24 protein-coding genes are annotated in these 20,324 nt (G+C 59.2%); 23 read left to right on the top strand and 1 reads right to left on the bottom strand.

Translation table 11 applies throughout. From position 1 onward, the window contains the following. Window positions 1-10: 10 nt before the first annotated feature. The 23 genes from rpmF to dprA all read left to right on the top strand — a co-directional run bounded on the left by rpmF (window position 11) and on the right by dprA (window position 19,818). On the top strand, window positions 11-202 hold the full coding sequence (rpmF, locus tag FYJ43_RS10360) for a 50S ribosomal protein L32 (RefSeq protein WP_326833576.1): 192 nt from the start codon (window positions 11-13) through the stop codon (window positions 200-202). Then, the gene (rnc, locus tag FYJ43_RS10355; protein WP_326833575.1) at window positions 156-953 is read left to right on the top strand and encodes a ribonuclease III; all 798 of its coding nucleotides are present in this window, start codon (window positions 156-158) and stop codon (window positions 951-953) included. The genes rpmF and rnc overlap by 47 nt, the downstream gene beginning before the upstream one ends. Further along, entirely contained in the window at window positions 946-1,788 is an 843-nt protein-coding gene (gene mutM / locus FYJ43_RS10350) for a bifunctional DNA-formamidopyrimidine glycosylase/DNA-(apurinic or apyrimidinic site) lyase (RefSeq protein ID WP_326833574.1), read from the top strand. The genes rnc and mutM overlap by 8 nt, the downstream gene beginning before the upstream one ends. Window positions 1,789-1,955: 167 nt before the next feature. After that, entirely contained in the window at window positions 1,956-2,576 is a 621-nt protein-coding gene (locus FYJ43_RS10345) for a GtrA family protein (protein WP_154564606.1), read from the top strand. A 59-nt stretch (window positions 2,577-2,635) separates the two neighbouring features. Continuing rightward, entirely contained in the window at window positions 2,636-2,803 is a 168-nt protein-coding gene (locus FYJ43_RS12090) for a hypothetical protein (protein ID WP_195839977.1), read from the top strand. Between the two features lie 50 nt (window positions 2,804-2,853). After that, a complete protein-coding gene (gene ftsY, locus FYJ43_RS10340) occupies window positions 2,854-4,035 on the top strand; it encodes a signal recognition particle-docking protein FtsY (protein ID WP_326833573.1) in 1,182 nt (393 codons plus the stop codon). Between the two features lie 49 nt (window positions 4,036-4,084). Further along, window positions 4,085-5,227: an alpha/beta hydrolase gene (locus FYJ43_RS10335; RefSeq protein ID WP_154564868.1), complete on the top strand. Its 1,143-nt coding sequence runs from the start codon at window positions 4,085-4,087 to the stop codon at window positions 5,225-5,227. 75 nt (window positions 5,228-5,302) lie between these two features. Then, window positions 5,303-6,889: a signal recognition particle protein gene (gene ffh / locus FYJ43_RS10330; RefSeq protein WP_326833572.1), complete on the top strand. Its 1,587-nt coding sequence runs from the start codon at window positions 5,303-5,305 to the stop codon at window positions 6,887-6,889. Between the two features lie 64 nt (window positions 6,890-6,953). Then, window positions 6,954-8,138: an amidohydrolase family protein gene (locus tag FYJ43_RS10325; protein WP_154564604.1), complete on the top strand. Its 1,185-nt coding sequence runs from the start codon at window positions 6,954-6,956 to the stop codon at window positions 8,136-8,138. A 170-nt stretch (window positions 8,139-8,308) separates the two neighbouring features. Further along, on the top strand, window positions 8,309-8,740 hold the full coding sequence (rpsP, locus tag FYJ43_RS10320; protein WP_326833571.1) for a 30S ribosomal protein S16: 432 nt from the start codon (window positions 8,309-8,311) through the stop codon (window positions 8,738-8,740). Window positions 8,741-8,742: 2 nt separating this feature from the next. Beyond that, a complete protein-coding gene (locus tag FYJ43_RS10315) occupies window positions 8,743-9,021 on the top strand; it encodes an RNA-binding protein (RefSeq protein ID WP_326833570.1) in 279 nt (92 codons plus the stop codon). A gap of 110 nt (window positions 9,022-9,131) precedes the next feature. Then, complete coding sequence (rimM, locus tag FYJ43_RS10310; RefSeq protein ID WP_326833569.1) at window positions 9,132-9,671, top strand: ribosome maturation factor RimM; 540 nt, start codon at window positions 9,132-9,134, stop codon at window positions 9,669-9,671. 2 nt (window positions 9,672-9,673) lie between these two features. Continuing rightward, a complete protein-coding gene (trmD, locus tag FYJ43_RS10305; RefSeq protein WP_154564598.1) occupies window positions 9,674-10,393 on the top strand; it encodes a tRNA (guanosine(37)-N1)-methyltransferase TrmD in 720 nt (239 codons plus the stop codon). 180 nt (window positions 10,394-10,573) lie between these two features. After that, window positions 10,574-11,254, top strand: a complete 681-nt coding sequence (locus tag FYJ43_RS10300; protein ID WP_326833608.1) for a succinate dehydrogenase cytochrome b subunit — start codon at window positions 10,574-10,576, stop codon at window positions 11,252-11,254. Continuing rightward, the gene (locus FYJ43_RS10295) at window positions 11,254-13,281 is read left to right on the top strand and encodes a fumarate reductase/succinate dehydrogenase flavoprotein subunit (RefSeq protein WP_154564596.1); all 2,028 of its coding nucleotides are present in this window, start codon (window positions 11,254-11,256) and stop codon (window positions 13,279-13,281) included. Before FYJ43_RS10300 ends, FYJ43_RS10295 begins: the two co-directional genes overlap by 1 nt. Continuing rightward, complete coding sequence (locus FYJ43_RS10290) at window positions 13,278-14,051, top strand: succinate dehydrogenase/fumarate reductase iron-sulfur subunit (RefSeq protein WP_326833568.1); 774 nt, start codon at window positions 13,278-13,280, stop codon at window positions 14,049-14,051. The genes FYJ43_RS10295 and FYJ43_RS10290 overlap by 4 nt, the downstream gene beginning before the upstream one ends. Before the next feature lie 238 nt (window positions 14,052-14,289). Next, window positions 14,290-14,643 carry a 50S ribosomal protein L19 gene (gene rplS, locus FYJ43_RS10285; RefSeq protein ID WP_154564594.1) on the top strand — a complete coding sequence of 118 codons (354 nt, stop codon included), beginning with the start codon at window positions 14,290-14,292 and terminating at the stop codon, window positions 14,641-14,643. Between the two features lie 183 nt (window positions 14,644-14,826). Continuing rightward, window positions 14,827-15,651 (top strand): signal peptidase I, encoded by an 825-nt coding sequence (gene lepB / locus FYJ43_RS10280; protein WP_326833567.1) that lies wholly within the window; start codon window positions 14,827-14,829, stop codon window positions 15,649-15,651. Between the two features lie 11 nt (window positions 15,652-15,662). Further along, complete coding sequence (locus FYJ43_RS10275; RefSeq protein ID WP_154564592.1) at window positions 15,663-16,301, top strand: ribonuclease HII; 639 nt, start codon at window positions 15,663-15,665, stop codon at window positions 16,299-16,301. After that, window positions 16,298-16,609, top strand: a complete 312-nt coding sequence (locus FYJ43_RS10270; RefSeq protein WP_002514239.1) for a DUF2469 domain-containing protein — start codon at window positions 16,298-16,300, stop codon at window positions 16,607-16,609. The genes FYJ43_RS10275 and FYJ43_RS10270 overlap by 4 nt, the downstream gene beginning before the upstream one ends. 133 nt (window positions 16,610-16,742) lie before the next feature. After that, window positions 16,743-17,162: a YraN family protein gene (locus FYJ43_RS10265; RefSeq protein ID WP_154564590.1), complete on the top strand. Its 420-nt coding sequence runs from the start codon at window positions 16,743-16,745 to the stop codon at window positions 17,160-17,162. Beyond that, complete coding sequence (locus tag FYJ43_RS10260; RefSeq protein ID WP_456064356.1) at window positions 17,159-18,682, top strand: YifB family Mg chelatase-like AAA ATPase; 1,524 nt, start codon at window positions 17,159-17,161, stop codon at window positions 18,680-18,682. The genes FYJ43_RS10265 and FYJ43_RS10260 overlap by 4 nt, the downstream gene beginning before the upstream one ends. Next, window positions 18,679-19,818 (top strand): DNA-processing protein DprA, encoded by a 1,140-nt coding sequence (gene dprA, locus FYJ43_RS10255; RefSeq protein WP_154564588.1) that lies wholly within the window; start codon window positions 18,679-18,681, stop codon window positions 19,816-19,818. The genes FYJ43_RS10260 and dprA overlap by 4 nt, the downstream gene beginning before the upstream one ends. On the opposite strand, the gene FYJ43_RS10250 is transcribed toward dprA, so the two are convergent. Continuing rightward, complete coding sequence (locus FYJ43_RS10250) at window positions 19,789-20,304, bottom strand: methylated-DNA--[protein]-cysteine S-methyltransferase (protein WP_154564586.1); 516 nt, start codon at window positions 20,302-20,304, stop codon at window positions 19,789-19,791. The genes dprA and FYJ43_RS10250 overlap by 30 nt on opposite strands. Window positions 20,305-20,324: the final 20 nt, after the last annotated feature.

Here is a 20,324-nt window from a genome sequence, read left to right as displayed (position 1 = left end):
GGAGAAGATCGTGGCCGTTCCGAAGCGGAAGATGTCCCGCAGCAACACCCGGCACCGTCGTTCGCAGTGGAAGACGGTTGCCACCAAGCTTGTTACGTGCGCCAACCCGGCGTGCGGTGAAAAGCATTTGCCCCACACCGCCTGCCCGTCGTGCGGTGGGTACGGTCCCCGTGGCGACCGTCGTCAGGTCGTTGAGGTCTGAGATCGGCACTGTGCGCGCAAGTACAGGCCAGAGTGCCGATCGCCCAGATGCTGGCACCTGGGCTTTCCTCGCCCTTCTCGAGGAGCTGGGAATCCAGTGTGATCCACAACTCCTCGATCTTGCGCTGACGCACCGCTCATACGCCTTCGAAAACGGTGGGATTCCCACAAACGAGCGGCTGGAGTTTTTAGGTGACGCCATTCTTGAGGTCGGCGTCACCGACTATTTGTACCGCGCATTCCCCGATAAGCCTGAAGGCCAGCTAGCCAAATTGAGATCGGCTGTTGTCAGCACCGTCTCATTAGGACAACTTGCCCGTCGACTCGGTATTGGTCCTCATATCAAGTTGGGCAAGGGAGAAGAACATACTGGCGGCCACGACAAAACGTCGATCCTGGCTGATACCACTGAGGCGCTGTTGGGTGCTGTCGAATTATCGGCTGGACTTCCAGATGCACTCCGTTTGGTCCACCACCTTTTCGATCCCCTTGTTGATGAGGCGGATCGCTCTGGGGCGGGAACAGACTGGAAAACTGTCTTGCAGGAGTACTGTGCTGAGCATGGCTTCGACACTCCTCGGTACGACATCGTCGGAACTGGCCCAGATCACAATCGGCGCTACAGTGCCAGAGCGAATGTGGATGGCAAGTTGCATGCCGCCTATACCGGTCACAACAAGAAAGAGGCGGAACAAGGTGCGGCCCGCCGGGCCGTTGATGCGTTGATGCCAGACTTTCTCACACGTGCCTGAGCTCCCCGAAGTTGAGACCATTCGAGCTGGACTCAACAGTCGCGTCATCCCGGCTCTCGTGGAAAGTGTTGACGTCGTCGATCCTCGTGGATTGCGCCCCAGCGGTGGGCTAGAGGATGCGGCAGCGTTCGAGATGACGCTGACTAGCCGTCGGTTCACCGCTGTGAATCGACGGGGTAAGTACCTGTGGATTGTCCTTGATAACGGCACCGCAATGGTGGCCCATCTTGGCATGAGTGGACAGTTTCGTATCGTTGATCGTCATATTCCACGGCACCGCCATACTCGTATTGTCATAGCTCTCGATAATGGTCAAGACTTGCGCTTTCTTGACCAGCGTACTTTTGGCGGTTTAGCCCTAGTCTCACTCATTGACGATATTCCTGCCCCCGTGGCTCACATTGCACCTGATCCGTTCGAGGAATGTTTTAACGTTGACGAGGTTGCGCAGCGGCTGCGAAGCCGAAGGTCCACCCTCAAGAGGAGCCTGCTCGATCAGACCCTTGTTTCCGGGATTGGCAATATTTACGCCGATGAGACTCTGTGGCGGGCGCGACGTCATCCCGATACGCCGTGTTTTCGGCTGAGCCAGTCCGAAGCGGTGGAATTGTTACAGACAGCCAGGCAGGTGATGGCTGAGGCCATCTGCCAAGGCGGTACCTCATTTGACTCCCTGTACGTCAACGTCAACGGGGAGTCGGGGTATTTTGACAGAAACCTTGACGCTTACGGGCGTGAGGGCAAGCCGTGTAAGAGGTGCGGCGAACTGATGGTGCGCGAGCAGTTCACCAACCGGAGCTCGACGCGGTGCCCGAGGTGTCAGCGGCTACGGTGAGTCGTGGTCAATGCGGCTGATCTGGCTGCTGATATCGCGTGGCTGCTGGTATCGCACTTGGGATAGTTAGCTTTCCCGGACTGGGGCCATACCGCGTTGGATGACGGCTCGTCCCAGCGCGCCGTATATACCTTGAAAGTTTTATATCTGTTGGCATGGGGCCTAGTATGTCGCGAGTGATCACTGAGCCGACTGCACCTGCGAAGAGGCGCTTCAAGAAGCGTCACTTGATTGAATTCATCAAGTTCGGGGTCGTCGGTGGAACCGGGTCTCTTGTTAATGTTGCCGTCGCTATTATCATGAATAAGGCGAATGGCGGTACGCAACACGCTCAGGACGTCCTATTTAACCTTGCGGGAACGCGGTGGAATTTTCGCTTTACGAGCTTGGTGTGGATCGTTGGATTCGTGGTAGCCAACGTCACGAATTTCCAACTCAATCGTTCCTGGACATTCAAACGGGAACACCGTCGAGGGTGGTGGCGCGAATTTTTCCCTTTCTTTGCGGTGGGGTCGGTAGCTGCCATTATTGGCATGTTTGTCAAGATTCTTTTTACGAACCCAACCTCCCCGATTTATCTACCCGAGCCATGGTTCCATGAGGAGAGGGGGCTTCAATCCCGCGAGTATTGGTCCCAGATCTTCGCCATCATCGTGACGATGCCTATCAACTTCATCGTCAATAAACTGTGGACATTCCGCGCAGTGAAGCGCTCCAGTGGTCTTCCGATGGTTGCCACTGCGGTTGCCCCTGAAAGACCTGACGACGATGTCGCCGGGTCGCGCTAGCGGACGTAGCATCTCGGATACTCTGCACGTGAGTACGTTGACGGAAAGGTCGTTCTCGGATGGTCGTCTTCATCATCGCGATGATCCTCATTCTTGCGGTCGCCCTGGGCGTCTGCGCCATGGTGATGCTCGGTCTACGCCATCCCGGTGAAGACCCCGATGCCAGCTTTTGGCGTCACACTGCCACGCGGGTGGGTGAAGATCTCAGCGGCATCCGACGGCACTGAGGTGATTCGTCGTCGTGGTCTCGTGAATTGACCGACTAGTATCGGCGGACGTGAACGCCATAACCCTGATCTGGATTATCCTCGGCATACTCGTCTTGGTGACGGTGGTTGCTGCCGTCACCGCTGGAATATCGCGGCGTAAAGCGTTGCGTGAGGGGTCTAAGCCGGCGGAGGTGCCCCCGGCCCACGCAGCGACGGAAGACACAGCCTCTGACGTAAAGGGTGACGAAGCTTCTGCTGAAAGTCCCGAACCACAAGAGCCTCAGGTTGTCGAACCGTCTGTCGAGACCCCTGAAGCGCCTGAGTCTCGGATGGCCAGACTGCGTCGTCGTCTGGCCAATAGCAACAACGCACTTGCTCGTGGTTTGGCGGAGCTGCTCAGCGCCGACAAGCTCGATGATGATACCTGGGATGACTTCGAGACCACCCTCATCACCTCCGATTTGGGCGTCGGCCCGACGACGGAACTCGTTGAGAAGTTGCGCTCTGAATTGGCTATAGATGGGGTATCTGACCCGGCTCGTGCCCGTGACGTCCTCCACCGCGAGCTCGTCAGCCTTGTCGGGCCCGATATGGATCGGTCGCTCAACCTTGAGCATACGGACGGTAAGCCTGCAGTCGTCCTGATGGTGGGAGTCAACGGTACGGGTAAGACGACGACCTGCGGCAAGCTGGCGCGCGTGTTCGTCGCCGAGGGAAAGACGGTCCTCCTCGGCGCGGCAGACACCTTCCGTGCCGCAGCTGGCGAGCAGTTAGAGACGTGGGGAGAACGCGTCGGTGTGCGTACCATCCGCAAGGATGAGGGTGCTGATCCTGCCTCGGTTGCTTATGAAGCCGTTCAGGCGGGTATTGACGAGGGTGTTGACGTCGTACTCGTTGACACCGCAGGTCGGCTTCATACCAAGGCTGGCCTGATGGACGAGCTGGGCAAGGTCAAGCGTGTCATCGAGAAACTGGCGCCGGTCAGTGAAGTGTTGCTAGTTCTTGATGCCACCACTGGGCAGAACGGCCTTACTCAGGCTCGGATCTTCTCAGAGGTCGTCGACGTCACCGGTATCGTGTTGTCGAAGCTGGACGGTTCTGCGAAGGGTGGCATCGTCGTCCAGGTTCAGCGCGAGCTTGGCGTGCCTGTCAAGCTCATTGGTTTGGGTGAAGGCGCCGACGATCTGGCCCCCTTTGATGCCGATGACTTCGTCACCGGTCTCATGGGCGACGATTCCGTTGAGCGCTGAGGATTATTAGGTGACGGACCTCGCGTGGTTTGCCCCGACCGATGGGGCCATGATGGTGAGTATTCTCAGCCCGAAACTGTGTGCGGCAGTACTTATTGCGGCCTTCGCTGTGCCATTGGTATTCGCCGTATGGCGGGCCATTGTGGGTACGGGCAGTTGGTGGCGCAAAATTCTGCGTGGGCTTGGATACCTTGTGGTGATGGTGGTTGCGCAGGCGTTATTACTTACCGGCGTTTTTCTCTATGCCAACCGCGAGTATGGATTTTTCACATCGTGGGGTGACCTACTGGGAGAGGCTGAGCCTGATGCTCCGGTGCATGATCTGGTGCCAATTCGACGCACGAAGGTCAAGGACATTCCGATCAGTAAGTCCAACCCCCATCCCAACGGACAGATGGTTGGTATGACGATGCCAGGTGCGGATGCTCAGTATGCGCGCGTCCCGGTCTGGCTTCCACCCCAGTACTTTGAAAAGTCGCAAGACCGCACCCGATTCCCGGTGTTGTTCTACATCGGTGGGGTCAATGACACCGGCGAGCGTGACAACACCTCGATTGACCTCATTGATCCAACAACCGCGCTCATTAAGAACAAGAAAGTCAATCCCTTCGTCATCGTGTTCTTACCCGGCAGGATTCGCGACGGCATCGATAGTGAGTGCGTCAACGTTGGCCCCTATAAGCATGAGACGTGGATCATGAAGACCGTCATCCCGCAGATCGAATCGCATTACCGGGTTGGCCACGAGCGCGGGTCGCGGTTCATCGGGGGGTGGAGCACTGGCGGTTACTGCGCCGCCAATCTTTCGACCAAATACCACAGAACGTTCAATGCCGGCTTCTCCTTGGGGGGCTATTACCATCCCATGTTCGAGAGCCCGCAGATCGCCGGCATGGCTCGGTCTGTCATGGCTGATAACTCGGTCGTGCAGAGGGTCCAGGAGCGCAGAGTTGACCGCACTGTGCGTTTTCTGTCTGTGCTTAATAGCAGCGATTTGCAGAGCTGGGGTCCTGGTCGTCAGCCGGTGGTTGCCAATGGGCAAGTTGGCCCGGACGGTGGACAGTTTCACCATGTCGCCAAGGGCATGAAGCAGTTCGCTTTTATCCTCATCTCGGGTGGTGGACACCGCAATAGCGTGTACATGCCATACACCGAGCAGTCGTTGGAATGGCTTGGCCAGTTTGGTCTGTGATCGCCACCCAGCGTCATCATCGAGGCTGGGACGGTAGTCTGTCCCGGTAAGGAACTAGCGCGCTGAAGGACAACCGTGTTCGACACTCTCCAAGACCGCCTCGCATCAACCTTCAAGGGATTGCGTGGTAAGGGGCGTCTCACCGATGCCGACATTGATGCCACGACTCGCCAGATTCGCATCGCCCTCCTTGAGGCCGACGTCAACCTGTCGGTCGTCAAGGAATTCGTGGCGGCTGTCAAGGAGCGTTGCCACGGCGAGGAACTTTCTAAGGCGCTCAATCCGACGCAGCAGATCGTCAAGATTGTGAACGAGGAACTCGTCGAGATCCTCGGCGGGCAAACTCGCACAGTTCGATTTGCGAAGACCCCTCCAACAGTCGTCATGCTGGCCGGACTCCAAGGTGCTGGCAAGACGACTCTGGCTGGGAAATTAGCTCGGTGGTTCAAGGAGGAGGGGCACTCTCCGCTCTTGGCCGCCTGTGATCTTCAGCGTCCCAATGCCGTCACCCAGTTGCAGGTGGTTGGGGAACGCGCAGGGGTACACGTCTTTGCCCCTGAGCCTGGCAACGGCGTGGGGGATCCTATCCAGGTTGCCCGCGATGCTCTCACCGAGGCAGAGCGCAAGCTTTACGATGTCGTCATTATTGACACCGCTGGCCGACTGGGTGTTGACGCCGACATGATGGCTCAGGCGGCCGACATCAAGGCTGCAACCAACCCAGATGAAACGCTCTTCGTCGTTGACGCCATGATCGGCCAAGACGCGGTCAATACTGCGGTGGCCTTTCAGGAAGGAGTCGGATTTGACGGCGTCGTCCTCACCAAACTTGATGGCGACGCCCGTGGCGGTGCAGCCCTCTCCATTGCTCGTGTGGTTGGCAAGCCGATCATGTTTGCCTCATCGGGTGAGGGCCTCAAGGACTTCGACGTTTTCCACCCCGACCGGATGGCTTCGCGCATCCTCGATATGGGCGACATGCTTACCCTCATCGAGCAGGCAGAAAAAGCCTTCGATCAGGAGCAATCTCAGGCTGCTGCAGCCAAACTCATGGCCGGTAAAGGCGAGTTTGGGCTCGACGACTTCCTCGGTCTCATGCGTCAAATGCGGCGCATGGGCCCGATGTCGAAAATCATGGGAATGCTGCCTGGCGTCGGCCAGATGAAAGACCAAATCGAGAACATCGACGAACGGGAGATCGACCGTATTGAGGCGATTATTTGCGCGATGACCCCGGCAGAGCGCGCTGATGTGTCGATCCTCAATGGGTCCCGTCGCGCCCGTATCGCTCGGGGATCAGGCGTGGAGGTTCGAGACGTCAACAATCTCGTCAATAGATTTGTTGATGCTCGGAAGATGATGAGCCAGATGGGACAGATGATGGGCCCCGGTGCTGGCCGAATGATGGGTTCGATGGCTAAACGCGGCTCCAAGCAGTCGAAGAAGAAGCAGAAGAACCGCAAGGGATCTGGTAACCCCGCGAAGCGGGCTGCTCAGGCACGTCAGGCTGCAAAGAAACAGCAGCACAACAGCGGTGAGGCGTTCGGATTGCAGAACCAGCAGCAACCCAGTCAGGAGGATCTGCGCAAGGCGATGAGCGAGTTCACAATGCCGCCGTCGATGCAGCAGATGCTCAACCAGAAGAACAAGGGGCCACGCTGAATCAGCGCAGGGGCGATCGCGGGTTGGCGCGGCGGCTGGCACGACCTCGTGACACGATGGGGCCATGATCGAGGACACCCAGCCGCTGTTCCACACCCACACCCACGATGGGTGGACCCATACTCACCTGGCATCACAGGCCCACACCGCTCCTGCCGAGGACCTACGCATCCGGGGGGTTGTACTGCCCGACGGGGAAGAACGGGAACTGTGGGTTCATGATGGCGTCCTCGTGGAAGGACCACTTCCCCAGGCTCGGACGCTCGCTGACGGGTGTTGGATTATTCCTGGTCTGGTTGACGCGCACAACCACATTGGCCTTGACGCTCATGGTGCCGTCGATGAGGACGTCGCTGAGGAACAAGCCCGCACTGAGACGGCGACCGGCACCCTACTGATACGCGACGCTGGATCCCCGAGCGATACCCATTGGATAGACGATCGTGACGACCTTCCCCGGGTCATTCGTGCCGGACGCCATATCGCCCGTCCTAAGCGTTACATCCGAAATTACGCGGTCGAGGTAGATCCAGAAGATCTGGTAGCCGAGGTTGATCGCCAGGCTCGATCTGGCGATGGGTGGGTGAAACTTGTTGGGGACTGGATTGATCGTGACGAGGGTGATCTTGCCCCGCTGTGGCCGATAGATAGTGCGAAAGCCGCCATTGATCGTGCCCATGAGCTCGGTGCTCGCGTCACGGCGCACTGTTTTTCTGAGGAAGCCCCCGCCCAACTCGTCGAGGCCGGTATCGACTGTATCGAACACGGCACAGGGCTCACGGACGAAACGATCGCCACGATGGCCGAGCGTGGCGTCGGACTCGTCCCGACCCTCATCAACATTGAAACCTTCCCGTCCATCGCCGCTCAGGCTGATAGCAAGTTTCCGAGGTATGCCGCGCATATGCGTCACCTCCATGCTCACCGTCGTGACACGATTGCCAAGGCCTATGACGCTGGGGTACCGATTTATGCCGGCACCGACGCCGGTGGCACCATCAAGCACGGCCTTATTGCGTCCGAGGTTCGGCTCTTGGCGGCCATCGGGGGAGCGGAGATGGCATTGGGGGCAGCATCCTGGCGGGCCCGGGCATGGCTGGGTGGCGAGCAGTTGGGTCTCGGTGACTCCGCAGACCTCCTCATTCTTGACAGCGACCCGCGGATCAACGTGAATGTGCTGGAATCTCCCAGGCACATCGTGCTGAGGGGGCGTGTAGTTATCAGGTCAAGTTCGGCTCCACTCGCGTGATCTGACTATCTGTGGCATAATGTCGAGAGCTTCTGTCCGTTCGATGCCCTCTCATATCGACGGATAGTTCCACCCGAGTATCGGGGGCGATGTCCCCACGTCGTGTCCGTGCTCACCCGCAACTTCCCGGGTCTCGTCCCGGGCATCTCACTACAGGAGTTACCACACACGTGGCTACCAAAATTCGTCTGAAGCGTCTCGGCAAGATCCGTACCCCGCACTACCGTGTCGTCATCATGGACTCGCGCACCAAGCGCGACGGTCGTGCCATTGAGGAAATTGGTCAGTACCATCCCAAGGCCGATCCGTCGGTCATCGAGATTGATTCCGAGCGCGTGCAGTATTGGCTTGGCGTTGGAGCCCAGCCGACTGAAGCTGTTGTTGCTTTGCTCAAGCGCACCGGCGATTGGCAGAAGTTCACCGGGGACACCTCGCCCTCCGGTGTGACCCCGCAGGCCGAGCGTCCTAACAAGGATGACTTGTTTAATGCTGCCCTGGCCGAGGCCGACGAGGCCCCGCGCGAGGCCATCACGAAGAAGGCCGAGGAGCCTGCCGCTGATGGGGCGAGCGAGGAGAACACCGACGAGAAGGCTGAGGCCTGATCGTGCTTACGGACGCCCTGGAGCACCTCGTCTCCGGCATTGTCGCCAATCCTGACGACGTCCGCGTCCGGGAGAAGGAACTGCGACGTGGACGGATGCTTGAGGTGCGTGTCAATCCTTCCGACATCGGCAAGGTCATCGGTCGCCAAGGCCGGACGGCCTCGTCGCTGCGCACGGTCATTAACGCCTTGGCCGGTGGCGAGCAGATCAGGATCGACTTCGTTGATGTCGATCGTCGTGGCTCGGGACGGCGTTCCGAACACCGCGGTCGTCGTCACTGACTTGCCAGTCTTGTGACACTTGTGGGCCGTGGTCCCGTTGCGGCGGGGCCACGGCCCACGTGCGCCGTCTGGCGCTATTGTGTTTTTTCCCATGAGATTCAGGAGTCACAGTGGAACAGTCGGCAACGCTGGAGGTCGTTGTTGGGCGGGTGGGTCGTGCGCATGGCCTGCGAGGCGACGTCGTCGTTGAGGTACGCACTGATGAACCAGACGAGAGGTTCGGGATAGGTGCCACGGTACGCGTGGAGGGGACGGAACGCGAGCTGACGGTGGTGCGGTCCCGCTGGGCCAAAGGCAGCCTTATTGTCGCTTTTGACGAGGTCAGCGATCGAAACGGGGCGGAGGATCTGCGGGGGTCTGTTCTCGTCGTCGATGTTGAGGCCGACGATGACCCCGATGACCCTGACGAGTTTTGGGATCGCCGGTTGCGCGGGCTGACGGTGGTCGACGAATCCGGTATCGACCGTGGGGGCGTGAAGGACGTCCTTCACATGCCAGCTCAAGATGTGCTCGTTATTGACGTGGACGGGGATGAATACATGGTGCCGTTCGTTCGCCAGCTCGTTCCGACCGTCGATGTGGCATCTGGGAAGATCGTTGTCAGCAGCATTCCTGGCTTGCTCGATCCGAACGCCGAGGAAGCGAGGTGACGATGAGGCTTGATTACTTGTCGATTTTCCCGGGATACTTCGATGTCCTCGGCATTTCCTTGCTGGGCAAAGCAGCCGTTAACGGGTTAGTGGACGTCTACGCCCACGATCTGCGCGACTGGACCCATGATCGCCACCGTACTGTCGATGACACCCCTTGTGGTGGTGGCGCTGGCATGGTCATGAAACCGGATCCGTGGGGCGAAGCTTTCGACGAGATTATTGGCACTGAGCCAGACCCGTCTGTTCATGTGGTTTTCCCTTCTCCCTCAGGTGAGCCTTTTACTCAGTCTGTTGCCCACGATCTCTCGTCGGTCGAACGGATCGTGTTCTGCTGTGGACGATACGAGGGGATCGACCATCGCGTAATCGACTATGCGCGGTCAATGTGGACTGTTCACGAGGTGAGTCTTGGAGACTACGTGCTCAATGGCGGAGAGGTAGCTGCTCTGGCAATCACCGAGGCCGTGGTCCGGCTGGTGCCCGGGTTCATGGGTAACCCGCAGTCCCTGGCAGAGGAGTCATTCTCGGCTGGTCAAGATGGTTTGCTGGAGTACCCGCTATTTACCCGACCAGTTTCCTGGCGTGGTCTTGACGTCCCGGAGGTCCTCATGAGCGGCCACCATGGTCGAATCGCAAAGTGGCGTCGTGATGAGTCAATACGCCTGACTCGTGAACGGCGCCCCGATCTGACGGATTCCGACGTCAGTGCACGTCATTGAATCGTTGCGGAGTAACCAAATTCGAACCATTATCGTTGCGATAATCAAGAATAAAAGCCCTAGTAAACTGCGGGTTGCCGGAAGTTTTCGAAAACACAGGGGGCAGTGGCGCATAAGGGCCGGGAATTAGCTAGTCTTTGCTCCGTGGCGACTACAACACTAACTACTCATCAGAGAGCGGTGCGATCAACTGTCGCGGCGAAGGCCCTCATGGCCGTCACCGGACTGATCTTGATTCTCTTCCTGCTCATGCACATGTTCGGCAACTTGAAGTTGCTCGCTAGCAACGAGGACTTCAACCGTTACGCCGGCTTCCTCCGCACGATTCTTAACCCGATTCTTCCGGGTGACTCTTTCCTGTGGATCTTCCGGATCTTCATGCTGCTGGCGATTGTGCTGCACATCTGGTCGGCAATCCGCGTCAATAAGCAGCGCAACATTGGTACCGGTGGTGCTGGCCGTTACTCGGTTAAGAAGAACCTTTCACCGGAGAACACCTATGCTGCTCGCACGATGTATTGGGGCGGCTGGATCATCTTCCTGTTCCTCGTCCTCCATTTGCTGCAGTTCACCATCAGCCCAGACCTGCTCAACAACCCGCCCACCGACGCGGCTGGGCGTGCAGGAATGGTGCTAACAGCTTTCAGCCACTGGTGGTTCGTGCTCATCTACCTCATCGCCATTATCGCGGTGTGCATGCACGTTTCCCACGGTTTCTGGAGTGCTTTCGCGACCCTCGGTGTCAACGTCTCTGGTACCGCTCGTGCCGTGCTGCGCGTGTGCTCGTGGATCGTCGCCATCGTGATCCTCGTGGGCTTCATGACTCCTCCCTTCCTGATCCTGTTCGGGGTGATCTCCTGATGACTGCAACTGCTGCATCCAATAACAATGCCGCTCTCGCCGATCAGTACTGGACGACCGGCGACGAGATCCACGACACGAAGGCCAACCACGACCTTCCGATCGAGAAGATTTGGCCTGATCGTCAGTTCACGTCTCGTCTCGTTAATCCGGCTAACCGTCGCAAGATGACCGTCATCATTGTCGGTACTGGTCTGGCTGGAGGCGCCGCCGCCGCAACTCTTGGCGAGGCCGGTTACCGCGTCGAGAACTTCTGCTACCAGGACTCTCCGCGTCGCGCTCACTCGATTGCTGCACAGGGTGGAATTAACGCCGCGAAGAACTACAAGAACGACGGTGACTCGATCTACCGCCTGTTCTACGACACCGTCAAGGGAGGCGACTACCGCTCTCGCGAGACGAACGTGTACCGTCTGGCTGCGGTCAGTGCCAACATCATCGACCAGTGCGTAGCCCAGGGTGTTCCTTTTGCACGTGAGTACGGCGGTCTGCTTGACAACCGCTCGTTCGGTGGCGTCCAGGTGCAACGCACCTTCTACGCCCGCGGCCAAACCGGCCAGCAGCTGCTCATCGGTGCCTACCAGGCCCTCGAGCGTCAGGTCCATGCCGGCACCGTGCACATGCATACCCGTCACGAAATGGTCGAGCTCATCGTCGCCGATGGCCGTGCTCGCGGCATCGTGACTCGCGACATGGTTACCGGCAAGATCGAAGAGTGGTTCGGTGACGCCGTCGTTCTGGCGACCGGTGGTTACGGCAACGTCTTCTTCCTGTCGACGAACGCTATGGGCTGCAACGTCACCGCATCGTGGCGTGCCCACCGTAAGGGTGCCTACTTCGGCAACCCGTGTTACACCCAGATTCACCCAACCTGCATCCCGGTGCATGGTGAGAACCAGTCGAAGCTCACTCTGATGTCGGAGTCGCTGCGTAACGACGGTCGCATCTGGGTGCCGAAGCGCGCGGAAGATTGCGACAAGGATCCTCGCGACATCCCCGAAGAAGATCGCGACTACTACCTGGAGCGCATCTACCCGTCATTCGGTAACCTGGTCCCACGCGACATTGCGTCTCGTCAGGCCAAGTACCGCTGTGACGAAGGTCGCGGCGTCGGCCCGAAGGTGCGCGAGGTCGATTCTGACGGCACCGAGCACATGCGCGCCCGTGGCGTGTACCTCGACTTCTCCGAAGCCATCGAGCGTATGGGTAAAGACGCTGTCGAAAAGAAGTACGGCAACCTGTTCGACATGTATCAGCGGATTACCGACGAGAACCCCTACGAGGTTCCGATGCGTATCTATCCTGCGGTGCACTACACCATGGGTGGTTTGTGGGTCGACTACGATCTACAGTCGACCATCCCGGGCCTGTTCGTCTGTGGCGAGGCCAACTTCTCTGATCACGGTGCTAACCGACTCGGTGCTTCGGCGCTGATGCAGGGCCTGGCTGATGGCTACTGGGTGCTGCCCAACACCATCACCGACTACCTTGCTGACTCTCCGAAGTTTGGCAAGGTGGACGAGAAGCACCCGGCTGCCGTCGAAGCCCGTCAGGCCGTCGAGAGTCGCATTAACAAGCTGCTGACGATTAACGGAACCCGCACCGTCGACTCGATCCACAAAGAACTCGGCCACATCATGTGGGAGTACTGCGGCATGGAGCGCAACGAGGCCGGTCTCATCAAGGCCATTGGTCTCATCCGCAACCTGCGCAATGAGTTCTGGACCAACGTGAAGGTCACCGGAGTCAACGAGGAGCTCAACCAGACCCTCGAGCGCGCTGGCCGTCTCGCTGACTTCTTGGAGCTCGGTGAACTCATGTGCATCGACGCCCTGCACCGTCGCGAATCCTGCGGTGGTCACTTCCGCGCTGAGTCTCAGACCGACGAGGGAGAGGCGCTGCGTCACGACGATGAATACCAGTACGTCGCTGCCTGGGAGTGGACCGGCGAAGGCCACAAGCCGACTTTGCACAAAGAGCCGCTGGTATACAAGTCCATCCAGGTCAAGCAGAGGAGCTACAAGTGAAGATCAACCTGCGAATCTGGCGCCAGCGTAACTCCAAGGATCAGGGCCGCCTCGTCGAGTACACCCTTGATGGTGTCTCTGGCGACATGTCCTTCCTTGAAATGCTGGACATGCTTAACGAGAACCTCACCGCTCAAGGCGAAGAGCCCGTCGCTTTCGACTCAGACTGCCGCGAGGGTATCTGTGGGCAATGTGGTGTCGTCATCAACGGCGTGCCACACGGAGGCATGGGGGTCGCCCAGCCGGTGCGTACCACGACCTGCCAGCTGCACATGCGCTCGTTCGCCGATGGCTCGACGATCACGATCGAGCCGTGGAAATCAGGGGCGTTCCCGATCCTGCGTGATCTCATCGTGGATCGCTCGGCCCTTGACCGTGTCATCCAGGCTGGCGGCTACGTCTCGGTGAACACCGGTGCTGCCCCGGACGCTCACGCCGTCCAGGTCAACAAGAAGCGTTCTGACCGTTCTTTTGATGCTGCGACCTGCATTGGATGTGGTGCTTGCGTGGCGGCCTGCCCGAACGGCTCTTCGATGCTGTTCACCTCGGCGAAGATCACTCACCTGGCTATGCTTCCGCAGGGCCAGCCAGAGCGGATGCGCCGTGTCAAGGCCATGGTCGCCCAGAACGACGCTGAGGGATTCGGCGGCTGCACCAATATTGGTGAGTGCGCCTCGGTGTGCCCGAAGGGCATTCCGCTGGAGTCCATCAGCCAGCTCAACCGTGACCTCATCGCCTCGCTGTTCAAGCATGACGGCAAGGATGACTGAGTTCTGACCTTACGTGGTCGACCACTCGGGCTCCGACACCATGTGGTGTCGGAGCCCGGTCATGTTGTGCAGCATTATCGGACCCGGGATGGATTTGGCGTCGTGGCTGCGGATATGGAAAAATAACGCGATGTTGTCCGTGTCCGGCTCCTGCCACAGGGGGACAGTCCGCATCTCGGGTAACGGCATCTTCTGAATACGAACACCAGGTGACCTGTGGCACCGGCGAGGAAACACCATGAGCAACATCATCGAAGAGATCGACAAGGCCTCGATGCGCGACGACATTCCCGAGTTTCGTCCTGGCGACTCGGTGAAAGTCCATGTCAAGGTTGTTGAGGGTAGCCGCACCCGTGTCCAGGTTTTTGCTGGCACCGTCATCTCGCGTACCGGTGGTGGCGTCCAGGAGTCCTTCACCGTTCGCAAGCTGAGCTTCGGAACTGGTGTCGAGCGTACCTTCCCGCTGCATTCACCGATCATTGACAAGATCGAGGTTGATCGCCGCGGCGCCGTCCGTCGCGCCAAGCTGTACTACCTGCGTGGCCTGCGCGGCAAGGCTGCCAAGATCAAGGAGAAGGGCGCAGCTCGCTGACGTCCGCGTCGCACGAACGGGGTTTTCGCTACGGCGAAGCCCCGTTTTTTGCATACGTGTGCTGGTGTACGTCTCATAGCGACCGTCACTGAGCGTGCCATATGGGTCATGCTTCACGGGTTGGTTACACTGCAAGATGGCACCCGACGGGAAATTCCCAGGGGATGAGGGAGAGGTCTTGCCGTGGCGGATGACTACCAGGCGCAGCGGGCTGCAAACAGCGACGGCGAACAACCTGACGGTGCGAAGCCGAGCCGAGAACAAGCGTCTGGGTGGCATCGCTTGAGGTCAGGGGCCATTGAAATTGTCGTGATCGTCGTCGGTGCTCTCATCATCTCTGCGGTGCTGCGGGCCTTCGTTGGTCAAATGTTCGTCATCCCCTCGAGGTCCATGGAAAACACCTTGCAGGTAGGCGACCGAGTGTTCGCCGTGAAGGCTGCGGACTTCCACCGTGGTGACGTCGTCGTTTTTAAGGACACCGAAAAGTGGCTTCCCGCTGCTCAGGATCGCCGCTCGGTGCCCGGTCGGGTGCTCGAGTTCGTCGGGTTGTTGCCTAACACGAGCTCGAATTACCTCATCAAGAGAGTGATTGGCATGCCTGGTGACACCGTTGCCTGCTGCAACGCCAAAGGGCAGGTGACGGTCAACGGTAAGGCCCTCGATGAACGGTCATATCTGTACTCGGAAAATGGCCGGACGGTCGAACCCTCGGCGATGGAATTCCGAGTCACCGTTCCCCGAGACCGGATGTTCGTGCTGGGCGACCATCGCAACGCGTCAGGGGATTCGCGCTACCACATTGAAGACTTTGACCCTGATGAGTACACGGGTGCCTCTGGATTCGTGCCTCTCGATAATGTCGTCGGGCCGGCAAAGGCCATTGTTCTGCCTCTCAATCGCATTCAAAGTCTAGGGACCCCTGACACCTTCCAAGGCATCCCGGATAAGTCGGCGTCAGCTCCAGACAAGGCACGCATATGCGTCGGTGACACCTGTACGCCCAAGTGAGGCGGCCAGAAATGGTACGTGTCGGACCCGGGTCAATGGGCCACGAACGGGCTCTGACGAGGGCCGGGTTGGGACCAGTAGCCGGCTGCGACGAGGCTGGCCGGGGCGCGTGTGCCGGGCCAATGGTGGCAGCAGCTGTCATCCTTGATGATCGCAGGTCGAGCAGGATTGAGGGCCTTGCAGATTCCAAGACGCTGTCTGCGGCCAAGAGGCAGCGCCTCTTCGATGCCATCATGGCTAAGGCTCTCGCAGTGTCGTGGGTACGGGTTGAAGCCGACGAGTGCGATCGACTGGGAATGCAGGAAGCGGACATTAGCGGTTTGAGACGCGCTGTTGCGAGGCTCGCAGTTGAGCCGGGATATGTGTTGTCTGACGGTTTTCCGGTCGATGGGTTGACGGTGCCCGATCTGGGGATGTGGAAGGGCGATGCGGTGTGTGCCTGTGTCGCCGCCGCCTCCATCGTGGCCAAAGTTGCCAGAGACCGCATCATGATCGCCATGGACGAGGACATCCCCGGTTACGATTTTGCGGTTCACAAGGGGTATGCAACAGCGTTGCATCAACGACGTTTAGAGGAGTTAGGCCCGTCTCCTCAGCACCGGATGAGCTACGCCAATGTGCAGCGAGCGGCTAGGCTTCATGCATCATGAGTGCCGAGGATCTGGAACAGTACGAGAACCGGATGGAGCTTGAGCTCTACCGCGAATACAAAGACGTCGTCGGGATCTTCAAATATGCTGTGGAGACCGAACGGCGGTTTTACCTATGCAACGTCGTCGATCTCAAGGTCCGCACTGAAGGGGGAGACGTCTACTACGAGGTGTCTATGGCGGACGCCTGGGTGTGGGATATGTACCGGCCGTCACGGTTCGTCAAGAGTGCCAAGATCCTCACATTCCGCGATGTGTCCATTGAGGAGATTGTGCATCCTGATTTCGATGAGGTGCCGTCTAAGTAACGTCAGGTCATCTTCTGACGAATCAGGACCTTGTGGACAACTCCGGGGTGTGCATAGTTCCTCAACATTGATCTGTGGATAACTGAATATTCACGTGCTTCGCGACGATAACTTCCGTCGGAGGTGGTGAACAATGACACCAAAACCATTGGCGGCAGAGCTGACGACCCCGCGCGGAGCGGCATTGCGGGGGCGCCGTGGTGGCAGACCTGCGTTTGGTGCGTGGGGTGAGGATCTTGCTGCACAGTATGTGCAATCCCTTGGCTGGACGATCATTGCGCGCAATTGGGCGTGCGATGCGGGTGAAATTGACCTCATCGCGCGTGACGATCAAACCGTCGTCTTTATCGAGGTCAAGGCGCGGTCAGGCACAGGTTTCGGGGACCCGCTGGAATCCATCACAACGGCTAAGGTCCGAAAGCTCCACGAGCTTGCACTCACGTGGCTCGTCGAACACGACGAGGGAGTTCACTCAGTCCGGATTGACGCTATCGGCATCGTGGTGCATCCAGGAATTGAGCCAGCCGTCACTCATGTGCGAGGTATCCGGTGACCGGGGCAAGTGCATGGTCGGTGGCACTGGTTGGGATGCAAGGCTCGATGGTTGAGGTGGAAGCCGCAATCTCGTCTGGGCTTCCGCGTACCGTGCTCGTCGGCCTGCCAGACGCGGCGCTTCATGAGGCCCGGGATCGCTGCCGGGCGGCTGTGTGCGCGGCGGGGCTGTCGTGGCCTAGCAATGTGTTGACGATCAATCTCACGCCAGCTGGTTTGCCTAAGGCTGGTACGCATTTCGATCTGGCTATCGCGGCTGCAACGCTGGCTGCTGACAACAAGATTCCACTGACTCTTTTGGGGTCGACGGTCATGATCGGGGAACTCGGGTTGGATGGTCGGGTACGTCCCGTGCGTGGTGTGCTGCCAGCGTTACTAGCGGCGCGTCGGGCCGGATTTGAGCGAGCAATCGTTCCGATGAGCCAGCGTAGTGAGGCTGGTCTCGTGGAGGGGCTGACGATTTGGCCAGTGGGGCATCTCAGCGACGTCATTGACGTGCTGCACGGCCGTCCGGTATCGCTTCCTGCCGATACCGTTGTGGAGTCGGTTGACGCGGACTCAGACGTTGGAGACTTGGCAGAGGTTATCGGCCAAGGCGAGGCGCGCCGAGCCCTCGAAGTGGCGGCTGCCGGTCGCCATCACATACTTTTGCGCGGCGCCCCCGGTTGTGGAAAATCCATGTTGGCACGACGGCTTCCCAGCATCCTTCCCGGACTCGATCATCGCGACGCCCTCGAGGTCACCGCGCTCCATTCCTTAGCTGGACGGGGGACCGGGCGTCTCATAGCGAGACCTCCACTAGCCCAACCCCATCACTCGGTGTCAATGGCTGCCATGGTTGGTGGGGGAGCACGCATTGCTCAGCCAGGCGCAATATCGCTGGCTCATCGGGGAGTGTTGTTCCTTGATGAGGCTCCAGAGTTCGCGCCAAAGGTGTTGGACTCGCTGCGCGGACCGTTGGAGACTGGGGAGATTGTCATCGGGCGTTCACAAGCCCACACGACATTCCCGGCTCGGTTCCAACTAGTGATGGCCCTCAATCCCTGCCCGTGCGGGCTAGCCGATGACCCATCAGGACGGTGCACATGTACTCCACAACAGGTTCGGCGATATGCAGGTCGGCTTTCGGGCCCGATCCTCGACCGGGTCGATGTCACAGTGCGGATGCGGCCATTGACATCCGCTTATCTGCTCGATAAATCGACGCTGCCAGCCGGGGAATCTAGCGCAGCAGTGCATGATCGGGTTGCGCGTGCTCGAGAGCGTGCAGCCGCCCGATGGCAGGACGCTCCGTGGCGATGCAACGCCGAGGTGCCGGGAAAGGTTTTACGGCAAATGCTGCCAGGCAATGACGCTACCCGAATGATCGACGATGCCCTGAGAACCGGACGTCTCACCGCTCGGGGCGTCGACAAAGTGCTACGCATCGCATGGACGGTAGCCGACCTCGAGGGCAAGGACAACGTGGATAAGGCGTGTGTAGCGGAGGCCTTGGGGATGCGACGGGGGAGGTTGCGATGACGTGGACTGATGAACGACTGGCCCGCGCTGCTCTGACGGCTGCCGTCGAGCCTGGGAGTGCCACTATGGCGCGACGACTGTGTGAGACGACTCCTGAAGACCTGTGGCGACGTATTCTTGCTGATTCCGGCGAGAGATGGCACGCGCGAGCTAGAGGGCTTGATGTTGATCGGCTTGTGGAGCGTTCGGAACAAGCTGCCATGAGATTTCTCATTCCTGGGGATGAAGAATGGCCGACGAGCCTCGATACCCTCGCGAGGGTAGAAAAGTCTGGCATGGGTGGCGTGCCCTTGGGGCTATGGGTTGTCGGGCCTGCTTACCTTGCTGACGTCTCACGCCAGTCGGTGGCTATTGTCGGATGCCGGTCTGCCAGCAGCTATGGACAAGACGTCGCTACAGAGATGGCCTACCACTTGGTGCAGGGACACACCGACGGAACCGGCGCTCAGACTGTTATTTCTGGAGGTGCCTACGGTGTTGATGTGGCAGCTCACCGCGGGGCGATGTCGGCATATGGAACAACGGTTGGTGTCCTCGCGTGCGGGCTCGACATCCTTTATCCGCGCGGCAACGTCGCAGTGCTGGAACAAATAGCGGCGACGGGTCTGCTCGTTTCAGAGTTACCGCCGGGCCGTCACCCGACACGGCCCGGGTTCTTGGCTCGAAACCGGCTTATTGCGGCGCTCTCAACGGGCACCGTCGTCGTGGAGGCTGGATGGCGGTCAGGAGCGATCAATACTGCGTCGTGGGCCAATGCGTTAGGAACCGCTGTCATGGCAGTCCCCGGACCGGTGACGTCGAGCCGATCGACGGGAACTAACAAGCTGATCCGTGATGGTGAGGCGATCCTGGTGCGTGATGCTGATGACGTCCGAGGAATCGTTGGGGAACTTGCCCCAGAACCAGAAAGGCCAGCCGGTCGCAGCCTGCCCACAGACGTCCTGAACGCGACCGAACTCGCTGTTCACGAGGCTCTTCCTGCTCGCGGGTCGTATGGCCTAGATGAGTTGGCAGCGTCTGCCGGCGTATCCATCACGCAGTGCTCGGCTGCCTTAACTGTCCTCGAGCAACTCGGCATGGCGGCGTGTTGTCTCGACGGCACCTGGTCAGTCACGCTGGGAGGAGACCGGACCTGACGTATGGCGTGCCTCTAGATCGAGCAGGAAACGCTTGAGGTGGGTGCCACCGAGGTATCCCCCGAGTTGGCCATCGCTTCGTAGCACCCGGTGACATGGAATGAGGATAGGTAGTGGGTTCGACGCACAAGCATGGCCTACGGCGCGAGACGCTGTCGGCTGTCCAATGAGGCGTGCCAAGTGGTGGTAGCTGACAGTCTGTCCATACGGAATCGTCTGCAAGCCTGCCAGGACGGTGCGCTGAAAATCAGTCGCTGCAGAGAGATCCAGCGGTACGTCGAATGAGGTCCGTGACCCTGCCGCATACTCGATGATTTGTGCAATGGCGCGTGACACGACATCGTTGCCGTGCGGAACATTCGGCACGGCAGGTGATGGCGACGGATCTGTTGTGACGAAGACGAGCCGGCTGACTCCATTGATGGTGGCAGTTATTTCCAGCTCGCCAATGGTGGTGGCGAAGCGGCGCTGTATCGATGCTGTCATAACATGAAGTGGGCCGGACG

The organism is Cutibacterium porci (assembly GCF_009696315.1).
Taxonomy (GTDB): Bacteria; Actinomycetota; Actinomycetes; order Propionibacteriales; family Propionibacteriaceae; genus Cutibacterium; species Cutibacterium porci.
Note: the sequence above shows the minus strand (reverse complement) of the source record. Positions and strands in the feature narration are given on the sequence as shown.

What these genes read in the sequence shown, in the direction of transcription:
- FYJ43_RS10345 (WP_154564606.1), top strand. Translation starts at nt 1,956, where the DNA reads ATGTCGCGAGTGATCACTGAGCCGACTGCACCTGCGAAGAGGCGCTTC.
- FYJ43_RS12090 (WP_195839977.1), top strand. Translation starts at nt 2,636, where the DNA reads ATGGTCGTCTTCATCATCGCGATGATCCTCATTCTTGCGGTCGCCCTG.
- FYJ43_RS10335 (WP_154564868.1), top strand. Translation starts at nt 4,085, where the DNA reads ATGATGGTGAGTATTCTCAGCCCGAAACTGTGTGCGGCAGTACTTATT.
- FYJ43_RS10325 (WP_154564604.1), top strand. Translation starts at nt 6,954, where the DNA reads ATGATCGAGGACACCCAGCCGCTGTTCCACACCCACACCCACGATGGG.
- trmD (WP_154564598.1), top strand. Translation starts at nt 9,674, where the DNA reads ATGAGGCTTGATTACTTGTCGATTTTCCCGGGATACTTCGATGTCCTC.
- FYJ43_RS10295 (WP_154564596.1), top strand. Translation starts at nt 11,254, where the DNA reads ATGACTGCAACTGCTGCATCCAATAACAATGCCGCTCTCGCCGATCAG.
- rplS (WP_154564594.1), top strand. Translation starts at nt 14,290, where the DNA reads ATGAGCAACATCATCGAAGAGATCGACAAGGCCTCGATGCGCGACGAC.
- FYJ43_RS10275 (WP_154564592.1), top strand. Translation starts at nt 15,663, where the DNA reads ATGGTACGTGTCGGACCCGGGTCAATGGGCCACGAACGGGCTCTGACG.
- FYJ43_RS10270 (WP_002514239.1), top strand. Translation starts at nt 16,298, where the DNA reads ATGAGTGCCGAGGATCTGGAACAGTACGAGAACCGGATGGAGCTTGAG.
- FYJ43_RS10265 (WP_154564590.1), top strand. Translation starts at nt 16,743, where the DNA reads ATGACACCAAAACCATTGGCGGCAGAGCTGACGACCCCGCGCGGAGCG.
- dprA (WP_154564588.1), top strand. Translation starts at nt 18,679, where the DNA reads ATGACGTGGACTGATGAACGACTGGCCCGCGCTGCTCTGACGGCTGCC.
- FYJ43_RS10250 (WP_154564586.1), bottom strand. Translation starts at nt 20,304, where the DNA reads ATGACAGCATCGATACAGCGCCGCTTCGCCACCACCATTGGCGAGCTG.